A 15,909-nucleotide genomic window follows, 5' to 3' on the forward strand; every position below is an offset into this window, starting at 1 on the left:
TCGTTCACGGTCGACCAATGTACGCAGGTCACGGGGCGCCGACCGCATTCTGCGCGGGATCGGCTACCAAAGTCGCGACCGCATGGACTTTCGGCAGCCCTGGAAGCAGGGACTCCCGGCAGTCGCGGACGCATGGATTCCGGCGGCGCCCCGTCGCACCAGGCCCGGCATGCCGGAACACCAGGCCGGCGTGCGTCCCCGCAGACTCAGTCCGTCGCCCTCGGCCGGCCGCGTTCCCGGCGGCCTTCCGGCCGCGCACGGCACCCGGAGACGTCGCCATCGCGTCCGCGTCCCAGCCGCACCGCCGCCAACTGCGCACGGACACCTCGCACTCCGTGCTCTTCGACCATGCGCACGACCACAACGAGTGGCAGGAAGCAGGCCGGGCACGGCTCCGCCTCGCGCTGCTGCAGAAGCAGCCCACTGTCCCAGCGGAAGCCTCTCGAAGGAGCCACAGGCCAGGTTAACTTCCTGAAAACTCATGGGACTTCATAGGAAAATCTTCAATCTTGTCGTTGACATGCCAACGTCTACGCGCGTCATCATGGGTGCATGAGATTCCCCCCACGCGCAACTCGTATCGGCGCCGCCGCCGCGCTCCTGTCCGCCCTCGTCGTCGGCGGCACCGTCTCCGCGACCACGGCGAACGCCGCGGCCGACTCGGTCGGCAGTATCTGCTACAGCGCCCTGCCGTCGCAGGCGCACGACACCCTGAACCTGATCGCCCAGGGCGGCCCGTACCCGTACTCGCAGGACGGCACCGTCTTCACGAACAAGGAAGGCGTCCTACCCAGCCAGGCCTCCGGCTACTATCACGAGTACACCGTGATCACGCCCGGTTCGCCCACGCGCGGCGCCCGGCGCATCGTCACCGGCGAGGAGTCCCAGGAGGACTACTACACCTCCGACCACTACGCCACCTTCAACCTGGTCGACTTCGGCTGCTGAGCCGGACGCCACGACCCGGAAGAACAGCGCGACAGAAGTAACGCGATCGACGTATCGCGGCGGAAGTACTCGAGTACCCGTCCAGCTCGCCCCGCGGCCCTCCCCACACTCCGGGCCGCGGGGCGAGCGGCGTCCCGGGCCGGCGCCGACCCGGACCCCGACGCTTGCCGTGCGGGAGCCGTACGAAAGCCGGCGATCCCGCGACTTCTGCAGCCGATCCCGCGCGCGGCGGTCACCGGCGGCAGTCTCTGCATGGATTTGCCGACCGTGACTGAGGAACGACCCCGGCCGGCCGCCGCCAGTAACCCGAGCGCGAGACCTGAAGAACCCGGCATATCCGCTGCCCACCGAAACCGGCGCGATCGTCGGAGATGAAGTCCCGGCGGAGGGCCTTCACTTCATCTCCTTTGCGAAACAGCCGCCGCAGCAGCATCTCCCGCTCCCGCTGCCACTCCTTCTCGGCCTTGGACAGGCGGGCGTTCTCCGCCCGCAACATCCTTGCATCCGCACGCGGCGAGAGGCGCCTGTCACAAGCTTGTCATGTGTCACCGAGGGTAACGGTGGTTACATTTGAAGGCAGTGAAGACAGCGAGACGATGAACAATCGTGTCACATTTCGGGGGAACCATGAGTAATCAGGATGTTTTACTGAGCCAGGAGGATATCGCGATCTACACCTCGCTGCTGCCCCGGCTGCCCGGACCCGTCGACGGGGCGCCGCCGGAGGCGGTGCGACGGCTGGTCGCGCACGGGCTGCTGCACCTGAGCGACAAGGCCGCCGACGGCCGTGACGGCATCGCGTACACCGCCGTGAATCCCGCCCTCGTGTGCAGTCTGTGGGTGAAGGGAATCCTCGACGAGGCGCGGGAGGTGATCGGGCGCCTGCAGAGCACCCAGGAAACGCTGGCTCCGGCGGTGGACGCCTACCGGCGGCAGCGGAACTCGGGCGGGTACGAGGTGCATTCGGGGCTGCCGAACATCAACGCCGCCATTGAGATCGCCACCCGCGAGTGCCACGAGGAGATCCTGACCTCGCAGCCGGGCGGACCGCGCTCCGCCGAGGTGCTGTCGACCGCACTGCCCCCGACGCTCGACATGCTCAGGCGCGGGGCCCGGATGAAGACGCTCTACCAGCACAACGCGCGCTCCGGCGCCGCCACGCAGGCGTATGTGCGGGCCATCGAGGAGCAAGGCGCCGAAGTGCGCACCCTGGACGAGAACTTCGACCGGCTGATCATCTTCGACCGCAAGGTCGCCTTCATCCCGGGCACGGAGGACCGCTCGGTGGCAGTCGAGGTGCGCATCCCGGCGGTCGTCTCCTTCCTCGCGGTGGTCTTCGAACGGTCCTGGATCCGCGCCGTCCCCTTCACCCCGCCGGGCCGGGACCGGGCGACGGCGCGGATCACCGACGAGATGGAGCTTGCGATCCTGCGGCACGTGGTCGCCGGTGACAAGGACGCCGTGACCGCCCAGCAGCTGGGCATCAGCGTCCGGCGCTGCCAGGAGTACATCGCGCGGATCTCAGCCCGGCTCGGCAGCCGCAGCCGGGCACAGCTCGGCTACCTGATCGCCAAGTCGGGGATGCTGGAAGGGGGGCCGCCGGACGACCCCGAGGAGGTCACCGTTCAGGCTTCCTCGCTCTCGGTCACCGCCCGACCGGCCCGCGCCCGCATCGCGTACACCGCGTACACCGCCACCACGCCGGTCCCGAGCGCCAGGCACGCCATCCACAGGATGTCCCCGCCGTATGCCTGACGCACCGTCATGCCCAGCGGTGCGCCCAGCACCAGGCCGAGGTTCCACACGAACTGGTACGCGCCCTGATAGGTCCCCGCGCGGCCCTCGGGCGCGTGCCGGACCAGGAACGCCGACGCCTGCGGCACCAGCAGGATCTCGCCCAGCGTCCACACGGTGAGCGCGGCGGCGTACGACCCCGCGCTCCCGGCGACGGCGTTCGCGCCGAAGCCGAGCGCCACCAGCAGCCCGGCGAGGACGAACTGGACGTCCATACCGAGCCGTTCGGCCAGCCGGGAGACGACGGGCTGCAGCACGATGATGAGCAGCCCGTTGAGGGAGACGACCAGGCCGTAGGCGTGCGGGCTGAGCCCGTGTGCCGCCATGTCCAGCGGCAGGGTCGACTGCTTCTGCAGGTAGATCAGGGCCAGGCAGAAGGACAGGCACAGGAAACGGGCCACCGGCCCGGAGCTGAAGGGGGACAGCAGGCCGCGCACGGCATCGCGGCTCTGCCGCCCGCCCGGCGCCCGTCCGGGCAGGCGCAGCGCTACCGCGCTGTAGCACACGGCCGTCGTTGCATTGAGCACGATCAGCCACCCGGCTCCCCGTTCGAGCAGGACACCGGAGACCGCCGGCGAAATCGCGGCGCCGATGTTGGACGCCCAGTAGAGCAGCCCGAACGCGCGCACATGACCGGACTTGGGCAGGGCCCTGGAGACCACGACGGCACCGGCCGGCTTGTGGAGCGTGGACGCGCAGCCGGACAGCAGCACGACCCCGGCCAGAATGCCGGCGCGGTGGGTGCAGGCCAGAGCGAGGGAGGCGGCCAGCGAGATCGCCTGCGAACACCACACCGCCGCCCGCGGCCCGACCCGGTCGGCCAGCGCGCCGCCGGCGAGCGACCCCGCCACCGACCCCGCGCCCCACACGCCCACCAGCACCCCGATCGTGCCGGCGGACAGCCCCGTCTCGGCGGCCAGATACAGCGAGAGGAAGGCCGGGACGAGGATGCCCAGCCGGTTGAGGAGCGTCCCCGCGAACAGCAGCCAGAACGCGGGCGGGAGCGGCTGCCGCACGTCGGCCGCTCCCTGCCCTGGTGGCGTGACCACCGCGGTCACGCCGACTCCAGCTCCTGCCAGTCGGTCAGTTGCTGCAGCGCGAAGATGTCCTTCACGGAGGCGATGCGGTCCTCCAGTTCGGTGGTCGCGCCGTGGTCGAGGATCGCGCCGTAGGTGTCGCGCAGCGCGCGGATGGTGGCGCGCAGGCCCTGGTTGGCGTAGATCACCGTGGACACCCCGGCCTTGACGGCGTCGTCGATGTGCCAATCCGGGTACGTCGTCGGGACGACCACCACCGGAGCGCGGTCCTGCCACTCGGCGAGGAAGGCGAGCACCTGCTCGTTGGTGGGCTTCTTGGAGTGCACCAGCACGGCATCGGCGCCCGCGTCCACGTACGCGTGGCAGCGTTCCAGGGCGACCTCGACGCCGAGCCCGTCGATCAGTGCCTCGGTGCGGGCGATGACGAAGAAGTCCTCGGTGCGCTGGGCCTGCTTGGCCACGCGCAGCTTGGAGCAGAACGCCTCGGTGTCCAGGAGGGTGTGGGAGGTGGCCACGAAGCTGTTCATCTTGGGGAACTGCTTGTCCTCGATGGCGACCGCGGTGATTCCGGCGGCCTCGTACTCGCGGACCATGTGTGCCACGTTCAGGTTGTTGCCGTAGCCGGTGTCGACGTCGGCGACGACGGGGATGCCCAGAGCCTTCTGGGTGTTCGCCGCGGCCTCCAGGTACTCGGTCATCGTCAGCACGCTGGCGTCGGGCAGGCAGCGGGCCGCGGACACCTCCAGGCTGGACGCCCATACGGCGTCGAAGCCGACGGACTCGGCGAGCCGGCCGCCCAGCGCGTCGTGCGCGCCGGCGACCCGCACCGCGCCCCCGGCGGCACGGCGTGCGGCGAGGACGGAGCGGAAGGAGGGGTGGCGGGGGGATGCGAGCATGGCGGTGCTCCTCGATGTGGAGTGGGGTGAGAAAGGAAGAGGCGTCAGTTCGGGGCGGTGGTCACCGTGATGGCCTCCGCCGCCTCGCGGGCCCGCCGCAGCGCGTCCGGCCCGTTCGCGGCAGTGGCCACGACGTGCCCGTACCGGGCGGTGTTGTTGGGCGGCGGCGTGCTGCGGGCGCCGGATCCGACATACAGGTCGACGTCGACGACCCCGGGCATCCGGGCCGCGGTCCCGGCGCCCGTGACCGCGGTGACGACACCCTCGGCCGCCGGGAGGAAGGCGATGGCGGCGGCCTGGTGCCGGCCGGGCGCGGGCAGGGGGCGTACGTCCCCGGGCTCCAGATACAGCGCGACGAGTTCGGCGGGGATGTCCACCCCGGTGGCCATCGCGACGAGCTGCGTGATCCGGTCGCCCGCGGGACGGCAGTTGACCTCGATGAGACGGGGGCCGTCGGCGGCCAGCCGCAGTTCGACATGGGCGGCGCCGAAGTCGAAGCCGACGGCGCGCACCGCGGCGGCCGCCACGTCCGCGCAGCGCTCGTCCAGGCCGGAGCCGAGTGCGGCGGGCACATGATGACCGGTCTCGCAGAAGTATGGCAGCTCGCCGAGCTCCTTGCAGGTGACGGCGAGCACGGACACCTCGCCGCCACGCACCAGCGCCTCGACACTGACCTCGGGCCCGTCGACGTACTCCTCGACCAGAGCCGCCGGGATCTTGCGCTGGCCGCGCTCGTTGTGGGTCTCCTTCAGCACCAGCCGCACCTGGTCGGCAGCGTCGTCAGCGTCGCGGCACAGGCGTACGCCGTTGCTGCCGCCGTCGTCGAGCGGCTTGACCACGCAGGGGTACGCCAGGCGAAGGCCGGACACCTCCTCCGGCGTCTCGACGCGGGCATGGCCGGGCATCGGCACCGCCGCCTCCGCGCACAGTCGACGGGTCTCGGACTTGTCGCGGGCCGCGCGGACCCCGGCCGGGTCGGGGCCGGGCAGCCCGAGGGCGCGGGAGGCCTCGGCGCCGCTGATCATGTGCCATTCGCCGACTGCGACGATCGCGTCGGCGGGGCGGGCCAGGCCGCGTACGGCGTCGACCACCGCGGCCGGGTCGTTGGTCTCGCAGGTGACGACCTCGTCCACCTGGCTGAGGTCCAGGCGTTCGTGACCGGGCGCCAGATACAGCGACAGATCCCGGGTGAGGAAGGTGACCCGGTGGCCGGCGCGGCGAGCGGCGGCGATGGCCTCGTAGCCGCTGCCGGTGAGGTTGCTCTCCAGAAAGACGACGTGCCGGCCGCTCACCCACCTGCCTCCGTGTCCACCACTTCCACCACGAAGAGTTCCTCGCTCAGCGCCGTCAACCGGTCCAGATCCGCGAGGAGTTGCTCGGGCGTGTCGGCGCGCAGCTCGATCCGCAGAGGGGAGGCGGCGCCCTCGTGGCGCGGCTGGACCAGGTCGCCGGGGTGCTTGTACACGTCGACCTGGGCAGTGGCGGACAGGGCGCGGACGTGGTCCAGGCCGTGGTAGGCGACGAGCTTTCCGGCCCGCTCCGGGTAGGGCGTGACGACCGCGGCGGCCCCGTCGCGCACCGGCTCCACGTCCGGCTCCACGCCGCGCAGGACGTCCCGGTAGCCGGCGATCAGGTTGATGCCGTACGCCTCGCGCAGCAGCGGAGCCCGGTTGGCGCCGGGGCGGCCGGCCACCTCGATCAGCCGGGGGCCGTCGGGGCCGTGTACGAACTCGACGTGGGCGAGACCGCGCCGGATGCCGAGGGCACGGATCGCGTCGGCGGCCAGGGCGCGCATCCGGTCCCGTTCTGCGGGGGCGAGGCGGGTGGCGGTGACGCGGGCGAAGTGGTGGAAGTCGGTTCCGCCGAGGTCGGTGCCGGTGACGACGTCCACGACCGGGGTCGTCCACACCTTCTCGTCCAGCACCAGGCACTCCACGGAGTGGTTGGTGCCGGTCAGGAACTCCTCGACGAGGATCTCCACAGGGGTGTCCTCGATGCGCTGCCCGGCGCTGAACTCCGGGAGGATGGCTGCGAGTTCACGGAAGGCGGCCGCCAGATCGGCGGCGTTCGCGCACCGCGAGACGAAGTAACTGCCCCACAGATTCCCGGGTTTGAGGACGACGGGGTATCCGGTGCCGGCCGCGAAGGCCAGCACCTCCTCCTCGGTCGTCACCACGGTCGAGCGAGCGGAGGCATGTTCCCCGATGTGCTCGGCGAACCTGCGCCGCATCGCGCTCTTGCTGCGCACCGCGGCCGCCGCGTCGCGGCTCATCGCGGGCAGCCCGAGCCGCGCGCACACCTCGGCCCACAGCGGCACCAGCGTCTCGTCCACGTTCAGCACGGAGTCGATCCGCCAGTGCCGGCCGATCTCCCGGATCCGTCGTGCGACAGCGTCGGCGCCGTCGGCGAACGGCATCCGCTCGACCAGATCGAACTCCTCGGGCTCCAGCGTGTGCACGCTGCCGGAGTCCCGCAGCACACCGAGCGCCACCCCCGAGTCCAGCAGGCCGGCGTAGAACTCGGGGCGCTGCACGGCGCCGAAGTAGAGAACCAGCGGCCTGCGGTCACTCGACACCGGTCATCACCTCCCGCAGCGAGGCGAGCCCCGCCACGATGCGGTCCTCGGCGATCGCGTACGACAACCGTACGAAGCCCTCGGCACCGAAGGCCGTGCCCGGGGTCAGGGCGACGCGGGCCTGTTCCATGAGGACGCCGGTGAGGGTGTCGGTGTCCGGGACCGGTTCGCCGCCGAGCTTACGGCCGAGCACGTCGCGGACGTCGAGGAAGTAGTAGAAGGCGCCCTGGGGCGTGGTGGCGGGCCGGATGTGGTCGATGGTGGTGAGGGCCTCGCCGACCAACCGGTGGCGCCGGGCCAGGACCTGGCGGACCTGCTCCGGGAAGCCGTCCAGCTCGCCCCGGGCGGCCGGCAGCAGGGCGTGCTGGACGACGCTGGTGACGTTCGAGGCGGTGTGGCTCTGCAGGTTCTTCACCGTGTCGATCAGCGCACGCGGGCCGTGCACATGCCCGGCGCGCCAGCCGGTGACGGCGAAGCTCTTGGAGAACGAGCCGATGCCCACGGTGAGGTCGCGGGCCTCGGGGACCAGGGCCGCGGGGTGGGCGTGGGCCGCGCCGGGCAGGACGAGTTCGCCGTAGCACTCGTCGAAGACGATCCATATGCGGTGGGCGACCGCCCATGCGGCGATGCGGGCCAGTTGCTCGGGCGGGCAGACCGAGCCGGTCGGGTTGTTCGGGGTGTTGAGTACCAGCAGGCGGGTGCGCGGGGTGCGCAGCGCCTCCAGGCGGTCCACGTCCGGTACGAAGCCGGTGTCGGACGTCTCGACCGGCACCGGCTCGCCGCCCGCGATGCGGATCTGCGCGGCGAAGGTGCCCCAGCCCGGGTTGGGCACCAGCGCCTGGTCGCCCGGGTCGAGCAGGGCGAGCGCGGCGAGGTGCAAGCCGTGCTTGGCGCCGGTGGTGACGACCACCTCCTGCGCCGCGTACGGCACCCCGGACAGCTGGGTGATCCGCTCGGCCAGCGCCTCGCGCAGGGCGGGCAGTCCGGCGGTGTCGGTGTAGCGGTGGGTGTCCGCGTCGGCGGCCGCGTGCAGGGCGCGGACGATCTCGCCGGGCGGGGCGAAGTCCAGCTCTCCCGCGGCGAAGTTGACGATCTCGACGCCTTGGGCGCGCAGGGCCTCGGCCTTGTTGCGGGTACCGGAGGTCTTGGATCCGGACACGGAGTTCGCGCGTGCGGCGAGGCGCATGCGGGGCTCCTATCTGTCGTACGGGGAAAGAAGTGGGGGAAGGGAGTGAGAAGGTCAGCCCGAGATCACGCCGGCGATCACCGACACCGAGCTGACGACGAGCAGCCCCAGGACGGCTCGCCGGAAGTGCTCGGAGTCGAAGCGGGCGAAGATGCGCTCGCCGACCACGATGCCGATGAACAGCGCGGGTACCCCGGCGAGCAGGGCCCACCCGACGTCGGCGGTGAGGCGCCCGCTGACCGCGTAACCGGTGAGCGACGCCAGGCTCGTTCCGGAGAACACCACGCCCAGCGTGGCGCGCTGCACCCGGGGCTCCAGCCGCAGGCTCTGCATCGCGGCCACCATCGGCGGGCCGTCGATGCCGGTGGAGGCGAAGGAAGCGCCGGAGAACACGCTGATCCAGGCAACCGCGGCGAGTCCGCCGCGCACTCTGACCCGGCGCCACACCATCAGCGTGCACAGCAGCACGACAACCGCGATGACCAGCGACAGCACCCGGGCGGGCAGCACGTGCAGCAGCCACACCCCGAACGGCACGCCCACCAGGCCTGCGCCGAGCGCGACGGCGGTGATCTGCCTGTGCACGTGCCGCCAGTCCTTCACGGCGATCCACAGACTGAGCGGCGCCGCCATGATCGCGGCGACGACGACGGCCGTCACCGGGTCGAGCAGCAGCGTCAGCGGCGGCACGGCGACGAGCGAGAAGCCGAACCCGGCCGTGGTACGGATGACCGAGGCCAGGGTGAGGACGAGGAACACACCGGCGATGACGGCGGCGGTCATGAGGCCCGCACCACGGAGTTGGTGAGTTCGCCGATGCCCTCGACCGCGACCGTGACCGTGTCGCCGGGGTGCATCCGGGAGACGCCCGCCGGGGTGCCGGTGAGGATCACATCGCCGGGCAGCAGCGTCATCGCCGCACTGATGTGGGCGATCAGCTCGTTGACCGGGCGGACCATCTGCTGGGTGCCGCCCTCCTGCCGGAGTTCGCCGTTGACGGTGGCGGTGACCCTCAACGCGGCCGGGTCCAGGTCGGTCTCCACCCAGGGGCCGAGCGGGCAGAAGGTGTCCGAGCCCTTGGCCCGCCACCACTGGCCGTCGGGCTTCTGCAGGTCGCGCGCGGTGACGTCGTTGGCGCAGGTGTAGCCGAGGAGCGCTCCCGGAACGTCCTCGGGCTGCAGATCGCGGCAGTGCACTCCGATGACCGCCGCCAGCTCCGCCTCGTGGTGGAGCTCGTCGCTGTACCCGGGGAAGACGATGTCCTCCCCGGGGCCGACGACGCTGGTGGACGGTTTGAGGAAGATCAGTGGCCGTTCCGGCACCTGGTTGCCCAACTCCGCGGCATGGGCAGCGAAGTTGCGGCCGACCGCGATCACCTTGGAGGGCTCCACGGGGGCGAGCAGCGTCACCTCGTCCAGAGGGCGGCGGTCCCCGGCCGGGCGGCGGGTGCCATACGGGTCCCCGTCCAACGGCGTGATCAGCCAGTCGGCGCCGAGGATGCCGTACACCCCCTCGGTTCCCGCCGCTTCCCGATACCTCACGATGCGCATGCGTCATCCGTTCTCTCGCTGTGAACTGCCGCTGTTGCCCAGCGCCTTGCGTAGCAGTGCCGCCAGATGCGTCGCCGTGCGCCCGGTGCCCTGGGAGACCTGCGTACGGCAGGAGAAGCCGTCGGCGACGATCGCCGTGCCCTCGCCCGCCGCCCGCACCTTCGGGTACAGCTCGCGCTCCGCCGAGGACTGGGAGACCTGCCAGTGCCCGGGCTCATAGCCGAAGTTGCCGGCCAGCCCGCAGCAGCCGGCGGTGACCACGTCGGTGTCCACGCCAAGCCGCTTGAGGACGTCGAGCTCGGCCTGGTGCCCGGGGCCCGCTTCCTGGTGGCAGTGCGGCTGGAGTACGGCGTCGCTGTCGAGGGTGCCGAAGGGCCAGGGGCCCTCGTGCCCGGCGACGAGTTCGGCGAGCGTGGTCGTCTGCGCGGCGAGCCGCCGGGCGACCGGTGAGTCGGGCAGCAGCTCGACGGACTCCTCGCGCAGCGCCTGGGTGCAGGACGGTTCGACGCCGACGACCGTGTGCCCGGCCGCGAGATGCTTCTCCAGGGACTTCAGGGAGCGCGCGAGCACCTTGCGGGCCACGCCCAACTGCCCCGTGGAGTACCAGGTCAGGCCGCAGCAGACCGGGCCGTCCGGCAGGACGACGCGGTAGCCGAGCGCCTCCAGCACCTCGACGGTGTCCTGCGCGCCGGACGGGTCGAGGAAGTTGGAGAAGGTGTCCGGCCACAGCACGACCGTCTGCTGCCCGGCACCGGCCGCCGGCCGCCGGGCCGTGAACCACTGCCGGAAGGTGCGCGGAGCGACGCCCAGCAGCCCGCGCCGGGTCTCCAGACCGGCCAGCCGCGACAGCCGCCGGGCGATCCCCGGCCGCCCGGCCAACGCGTTGACCACGCCCGGCGCCAGGGAGCCGAGCCGGCCGAGCAGCGGCAGCCAGCCGAGCACGTAGTGCGCCCGGGGGCGCAGCCGCCCCTTGTAGTGCTGGTGCAGAAACTCCGCCTTGTACGCGGCCATGTCGACGTTGACCGGACACTCGCTCTTGCACGCCTTGCACGACAGGCACAGGTCGAGCGCCTCGCGGACCTCCTCGGAACGCCAGGCATCCGGCAGCGTCTCACCGCGCAGCATCTCGCCGAGGACCCGGGCCCGGCCGCGCGTGGAGTGCACCTCGTCCTTGGTCGCCTGGAACGACGGGCACATGGCACCGGTGGCGTTGCGGCAGCTGCCGACGCCGATGCAGCGGCGTACCGCGCCTGCCATCGAGCCCTTGTCGGCGGACAGGGTGAGCAGCGGCAGCGCATGCCGGTCGTGCCCCGGGCCGGGTCGGACATCGGCGTCCAGCGGGGCCGGGTCGACCAGGATGCCCGGGTTGAGCAGCCCCTTCGGGTCCCAGATCTCCTTGAACTCCCTGAAGGCGCCCAGGAGTTCAGGCGAGTAGGTGCGGGTCAGCAGCTCGGAACGGGCCCGCCCGTCACCGTGCTCGCCGGAGGCGCAGCCGCCGTGCGAGACAGCGATGTCGGCGGCGGTCTCGATGAAGGCGCGGTAGTCGGCGATGCCCGCCTCGCTGGTGAGGTCCCAGTCGACGCGCAGATGCAGACAGCCCTCGCCGAAGTGCCCGGTGATGGTGCCCCGCCGCTCCCGCTCGGCCATCAGGGCGTGCAGGTCCTTCAGATATCCGGCGAGGTTCTCGGCGGGCACTGCGGAGTCCTCCCAGCCCGGCCAGGCCTCCCGGCCGTCGGCCATACGGGTGGCGATGCCGGCGCCGTTGCGCCGGATGCTCCACAGGGCGTCGGTGCGTTCGGTGTCGCCGAAGACCTCCCAGCGCGCACCGCTCTCCCGCCCGATCCGCCGCGCCCGTGCCTCGGCGTCCGCCGGGCCGGTGCCCTCGATCTCGCAGTACAGCCAGGCCCCGCCGGGTGGCAGCAGGTCGACGCCCGCCGCCTGTCCGGGCCGCGCGCGCAGCGCGTCCACCAGGGCGGCGTCCATGCCCTCGACCGTGAGGGCACCGGCCCGCGCCAGGGTGGGGGCCGCCGCGGCGGCGTCGTACACGTCCGGGAAGCCGAGGACCAGCAGCACCCGGGCGGTGGGCAGCGGCACCAGACGGATCGTCGCGCCCACGACGAGGCCGCAGGTGCCCTCGGAGCCGACGAGCGAGCGCGCCACGTGGAAGCCGTGCTCGGGCAGCAGCCGGCCGAGACCGTAGCCGGAGACCTGGCGGCTGAAGCGGCCCAGCTCGGTGCGGATCTCGGCGAGATGCCTGTCGCGCAGCCCGCGCAGCCGCTCGTCGAGTTCGCGGTCGCCGGTGGTGCCGGCGCCCACGCTGAGCAGCCGTCCGTCGGCACGCAGCAGGTCGACGCGCTCGGTGATGTCGGCGGTGGTGCCCCAGGCCACGGAGTGGGGTCCGCAGGCATGGTTGCCGATCATGCCGCCGATGGTGCAGCGCGAGTACGTCGACGGGTCGGGGCCGACGGTCAGTCCGTGCTCGGCGGCGCGGGCCCGCACGGTGCCCAGCACCGCGCCGGGCTGCACGGAGGCCGTACCGGCGTCCGGGTCGATCGCGAGCACCTGGTTCATGTGCCGGGAGAAGTCCAGCACCAGACCGGCACCGATGGCGTTGCCCGCGATGGAGGTGCCGCCACCGCGCGCGGTGACGCCGACCCCGTGCGCCGCGGCGACCGCCACGGCGGTGGCGGCCTCCTCGGCGTCCCGGGGTTCCACGACGGCACGCGGGACGACACGGTAGATCGATGCGTCCGAGGTGTACGCGGACCGGGTCAGGGCGTCGGTACGGGCGCCGGGCAGCCGTTCGGTCAACTCCCGCAGGAAGCCGTCCGGTACCGAGGCGGAACGGTCAGTCATCGGCGCGCGGGAAGAAGTCGACGAGCAGCATGTCGCGGACGCCGGTGCGGTAGCCGTCGGCCGGCTCGATGGCGTCGACGCCGTGGAAGACCCGCCGGTCGTCGATGATGATCGTCTCGAAGGGCTCGGTCAGCGTGGTGCGCAGCAGCAGCCGCATCTCGCGGTCGTAGATCTGCGAGCCGCCACCCTGGACACCGTCGCGGCCCATGAAGACCTGCGCGACGAAGTGGTGGCCGTCCTCGTGGATCCCCTCGGGGGCGGGCAGACCGTCGGCGTCGCGGGTGGCGGTGATCCGGATCTGGTGGATGCCGACACCTCCGCCCGCCCGGTCGAACTCGCCGGGGAGCCGGTCGGCGAGGGCGGCGACCAGGGTGCGCAGCACACCGGAGGTCGCGAACTCCTCCGCGAGCGGCGGAAAGAGCCGGTCCACGCCGCCGTGCAGGGCGTTGACGTCGACGGACTGGTGGAACGCGCCGTGCCGGTCGGGCTCCATGCGGTCCACACCGCGGAACGAGCCGTAGCGACGGCGCCGGTAGTCGGCGCCGTCCTTCATGTACGCGTCGACGGGCAGGTCCTCCCAGGTCTCCCGGAAGGACTTCAGCTCCTCGTCGGAGTGGGTGGCCAGCGCCCGCAGCGTGTCGGCGGCCGGCACATGCAGGAACGGAGGGATGGTGGTCATGGGTGTCGTCCTCAGGCGGCGGTCGGCGCGCTGGGACGGGTCAGATCCCAGCCGATGTCGGTGGCGTGCGCGGTCGAACCGGCGAGGAGGGCGGACCCGACGAGGAGGGCGGACCCGGCGAGGAGGGCGGACCCGACGAGGACAGCGGGTATCACGGGTATCAACAGACGGCGAAGCACGGTGGTACTGCCTCTCTGGATGCTGGTGCGTCAGACATATGCGTCAGACGAGGCCCGCGCTCCGTGCGCCGTGTTCACAGCAGGTTCGCGTGGCCTTCGCCAGCCTGTCCCAGCCGCAGGGGCCGCTCAAGATCAAAAAGGGTGCCTGAACCCGCACTGCGGAAACACGACGGGGCCCGTGCGGGGGTTGAGGTTCCCCTCGGCGCGGGGTCGTCTTGGTCATGTACCAGGGCTGCGAGGTCCGCCGCTCCCTGATGTCGGCCGGGTGGTGGCCGTGGGCGGTGAACCACAGCACGACGATGGTGTGGCACGCCAAGTCGGCGATCCACACGAACTCCGTGCGGCCGTAACGCTCCGAAGACCTTCTTGCCGACGCGGTGGAGCAGGGTGTCGTCGATGACGGCCAAGACCGGCGCATGCGCCGGCAGCAGAGCCTCGACGCCCGCGCGGGCCAGGCGCAGTCCGATCCCACGACGCCTCGGAGAAGAAGGCATGGGCCCGCCGGTACGGCCACAGCCGGGCCAGTCCCGCCCCGGTCGGCATCCCGGTCACCGTCCGCCTGCCGGTCTGGGCGACCCATCAGCGGCAGCACCTCGCTTCGAGGCGGTTGGACAACCGCTGATGGTTCAGAGATCCCGATTCTCCGTATCGACGCGGCCGTGCTCCCCGGTCAGGGGGCGTGGGCGGCTCACGCGTCCTCGGGGAGTTCGTACGAGCCGTACTCCGGGTCGCCCGCCAGGTCGTACGTCTGGATGGAGACGCCCGCGCCCGTGACACGGCCGCCGGTGCGCCGGAAGCCGGTGGGAGCCGTGCCCTCGGTGAAGAGGCGGTGGCCGGTGCCGAGGACGACCGGGAAGGTCAGCAGGTGCAGGGTGTCGAGGAGCCGGAGGTCGATCAGGGAGCGGACCAGGGCGCCGCTGCCGTGGACCTGGAGTTCGCCGTCCGTGCGCTCCTTCAGGGCCTGCACGTCCTTGGCGAGGTCGCCGTCGAGCACGGTGGTGCCGGACCACTGCGGGGCCTGGAGGGTGGAGGAGACGACGTACTTCGGGAGTGCGTTGAGCTTGCCGGCGATCGGGTTCGCCGGGTCGGTCACCTTCGGCCAGTAGCCGGCGAAGATGTCGTACGTACGGCGGCCGAGCAGGAAGGCGCCGGCGCGGTCGAAGACCTCGGTGACGAAGCGGCCGAAGTCCTCGTCGCCGTACACGAAGCTCCAACCGCCGTGGATGAAGCCGCCCCTGGTGTCCTCCTGGGGGCCGCCGGGCGCCTGGTAGACGCCGTCGAGGGTGACGAAGATGGTGGAGACGAGCTTGCCCATGGCGAGTGCCTTCTTCCGGGTGCGGGGTCTGTGGTCATCAGTGCAGACCCCGCGGGCACCCGCAACTCATCGGTTCATCCGGCGTGGGTGGAGAACAGTCCGCCGGTCGGGCCCTGCTTGTCGCCGCCCTGGGCCTTCTTCAGGGCGTTGGCGAGGCTCTCGATGGTGAGGGACTGCAGGATCACCCGGCCGTTGCCCTCCAGGGTGGCCAGGGAGAGGCCCTCGCCGCCGAACACGGCGTTCATGATCCCCTGGCGGTTGAGGCCGCCGATGCGCTGGACGCCGTACTGGATGCCCTCCTCGAAGGCGACCACGCAGCCGGTGTCCACCTCGATACGGCCGCCGAAGTCCGCCGGGTTGAGGTCGATGAAGTTGCCCGCGCCGGCGATGATCACCGTGCCGTACCCGGTGAACTTCTCCAGGATGAAGCCCTCGCCGCCGCTCATGCCGGTGCGGCCGCCGGCGAAGGCGATGCCGAACTCGACGCTGGACTCGGCGGCCACGAAGGCGTCCTTCTCGGCGAACCACGCGCGTGTGCCGTCGAGTTCCAGGGCCCGCATCTCGCCGGGGAGCACACCGGCGAAGCCGACCGTGCCCGCGCCGCCCTGGGAGGTGAAGTACTGGAACGCGAGCGACTCGCCCGCGAGCATGCGCTGGCCCACCTGCATGGCGGTGCCCATGGCCTGGCGCAGCATGCCGCCCATGCCACCGCCCCCGCCGCTCTGCTGCTGGCCGCCGTTGCCCGACGGGCCTGACAGCCGTGTCTCCATGGTCACGTTCGTGGTCTTGAACAGGAACTTTCCGGCCTCGCAGTACACGGTCTGGCCGGGCTGCAGGTTCACGACCGCCATCTGCATGGCGTTGCCGACGATCTCTTGCTGAAGGGTCACGTGG

General features: G+C 71.6%; 13 protein-coding genes and 1 pseudogene. 1 reads left to right on the forward strand and 13 read right to left on the reverse strand.

Annotated features, from left to right (window positions below):
- Positions 1–552 precede the first annotated feature (552 nt).
- On the forward strand, positions 553–948 hold the full coding sequence (locus AB5L52_RS10000) for a ribonuclease domain-containing protein (RefSeq protein ID WP_351574508.1): 396 nt from the start codon (positions 553–555) through the stop codon (positions 946–948).
- Between the two features lie 295 nt (positions 949–1,243).
- Here AB5L52_RS10000 and AB5L52_RS10005 read toward each other — a convergent pair.
- From AB5L52_RS10005 to AB5L52_RS10065, 13 genes and pseudogenes are all read right to left on the reverse strand, one after another.
- Positions 1,244–1,441 (reverse strand): annotated as a pseudogene (locus AB5L52_RS10005) (IS3 family transposase); the annotation flags it as partial.
- Positions 1,442–2,573: 1,132 nt separating this feature from the next.
- Entirely contained in the window at positions 2,574–3,800 is a 1,227-nt protein-coding gene (locus AB5L52_RS10010; protein WP_351574511.1) for an MFS transporter, read from the reverse strand.
- A complete protein-coding gene (locus AB5L52_RS10015; protein WP_351030183.1) occupies positions 3,797–4,675 on the reverse strand; it encodes an isocitrate lyase/phosphoenolpyruvate mutase family protein in 879 nt (292 codons plus the stop codon). The genes AB5L52_RS10010 and AB5L52_RS10015 overlap by 4 nt, the downstream gene beginning before the upstream one ends.
- Before the next feature lie 44 nt (positions 4,676–4,719).
- Positions 4,720–5,967 (reverse strand): ATP-grasp domain-containing protein, encoded by a 1,248-nt coding sequence (locus AB5L52_RS10020; RefSeq protein ID WP_351030182.1) that lies wholly within the window; start codon positions 5,965–5,967, stop codon positions 4,720–4,722.
- Complete coding sequence (locus AB5L52_RS10025; protein WP_369363450.1) at positions 5,964–7,250, reverse strand: ATP-grasp domain-containing protein; 1,287 nt, start codon at positions 7,248–7,250, stop codon at positions 5,964–5,966. Before AB5L52_RS10025 ends, AB5L52_RS10020 begins: the two co-directional genes overlap by 4 nt.
- A complete protein-coding gene (locus tag AB5L52_RS10030; RefSeq protein ID WP_369363452.1) occupies positions 7,240–8,436 on the reverse strand; it encodes an aminotransferase class I/II-fold pyridoxal phosphate-dependent enzyme in 1,197 nt (398 codons plus the stop codon). The genes AB5L52_RS10025 and AB5L52_RS10030 overlap by 11 nt, the downstream gene beginning before the upstream one ends.
- Before the next feature lie 54 nt (positions 8,437–8,490).
- Positions 8,491–9,219, reverse strand: coding sequence for a sulfite exporter TauE/SafE family protein (locus AB5L52_RS10035; RefSeq protein ID WP_351030178.1), 729 nt, complete (start codon positions 9,217–9,219; stop codon positions 8,491–8,493).
- Positions 9,216–9,986 carry a fumarylacetoacetate hydrolase family protein gene (locus AB5L52_RS10040; RefSeq protein ID WP_351030176.1) on the reverse strand — a complete coding sequence of 257 codons (771 nt, stop codon included), beginning with the start codon at positions 9,984–9,986 and terminating at the stop codon, positions 9,216–9,218. The genes AB5L52_RS10035 and AB5L52_RS10040 overlap by 4 nt, the downstream gene beginning before the upstream one ends.
- Positions 9,987–9,989: 3 nt before the next feature.
- Positions 9,990–12,842, reverse strand: a complete 2,853-nt coding sequence (locus tag AB5L52_RS10045) for an FAD-binding and (Fe-S)-binding domain-containing protein (protein WP_369363454.1) — start codon at positions 12,840–12,842, stop codon at positions 9,990–9,992.
- Complete coding sequence (locus tag AB5L52_RS10050) at positions 12,835–13,521, reverse strand: 2OG-Fe dioxygenase family protein (protein WP_351574531.1); 687 nt, start codon at positions 13,519–13,521, stop codon at positions 12,835–12,837. Before AB5L52_RS10050 ends, AB5L52_RS10045 begins: the two co-directional genes overlap by 8 nt.
- Positions 13,522–13,532: 11 nt before the next feature.
- Positions 13,533–13,676, reverse strand: coding sequence for a hypothetical protein (locus AB5L52_RS10055; protein WP_369363457.1), 144 nt, complete (start codon positions 13,674–13,676; stop codon positions 13,533–13,535).
- 712 nt (positions 13,677–14,388) lie between these two features.
- Positions 14,389–15,015 (reverse strand): dihydrofolate reductase family protein, encoded by a 627-nt coding sequence (locus AB5L52_RS10060; protein WP_369363458.1) that lies wholly within the window; start codon positions 15,013–15,015, stop codon positions 14,389–14,391.
- A 74-nt stretch (positions 15,016–15,089) separates the two neighbouring features.
- A complete protein-coding gene (locus AB5L52_RS10065) occupies positions 15,090–15,905 on the reverse strand; it encodes an AIM24 family protein (RefSeq protein WP_351030169.1) in 816 nt (271 codons plus the stop codon).
- Between the last annotated feature and the right edge of the window lie 4 nt (positions 15,906–15,909).

Source organism: Streptomyces sp. CG4 (genome assembly GCF_041080655.1).
Lineage (GTDB): Bacteria > Actinomycetota > Actinomycetes > Streptomycetales > Streptomycetaceae > Streptomyces.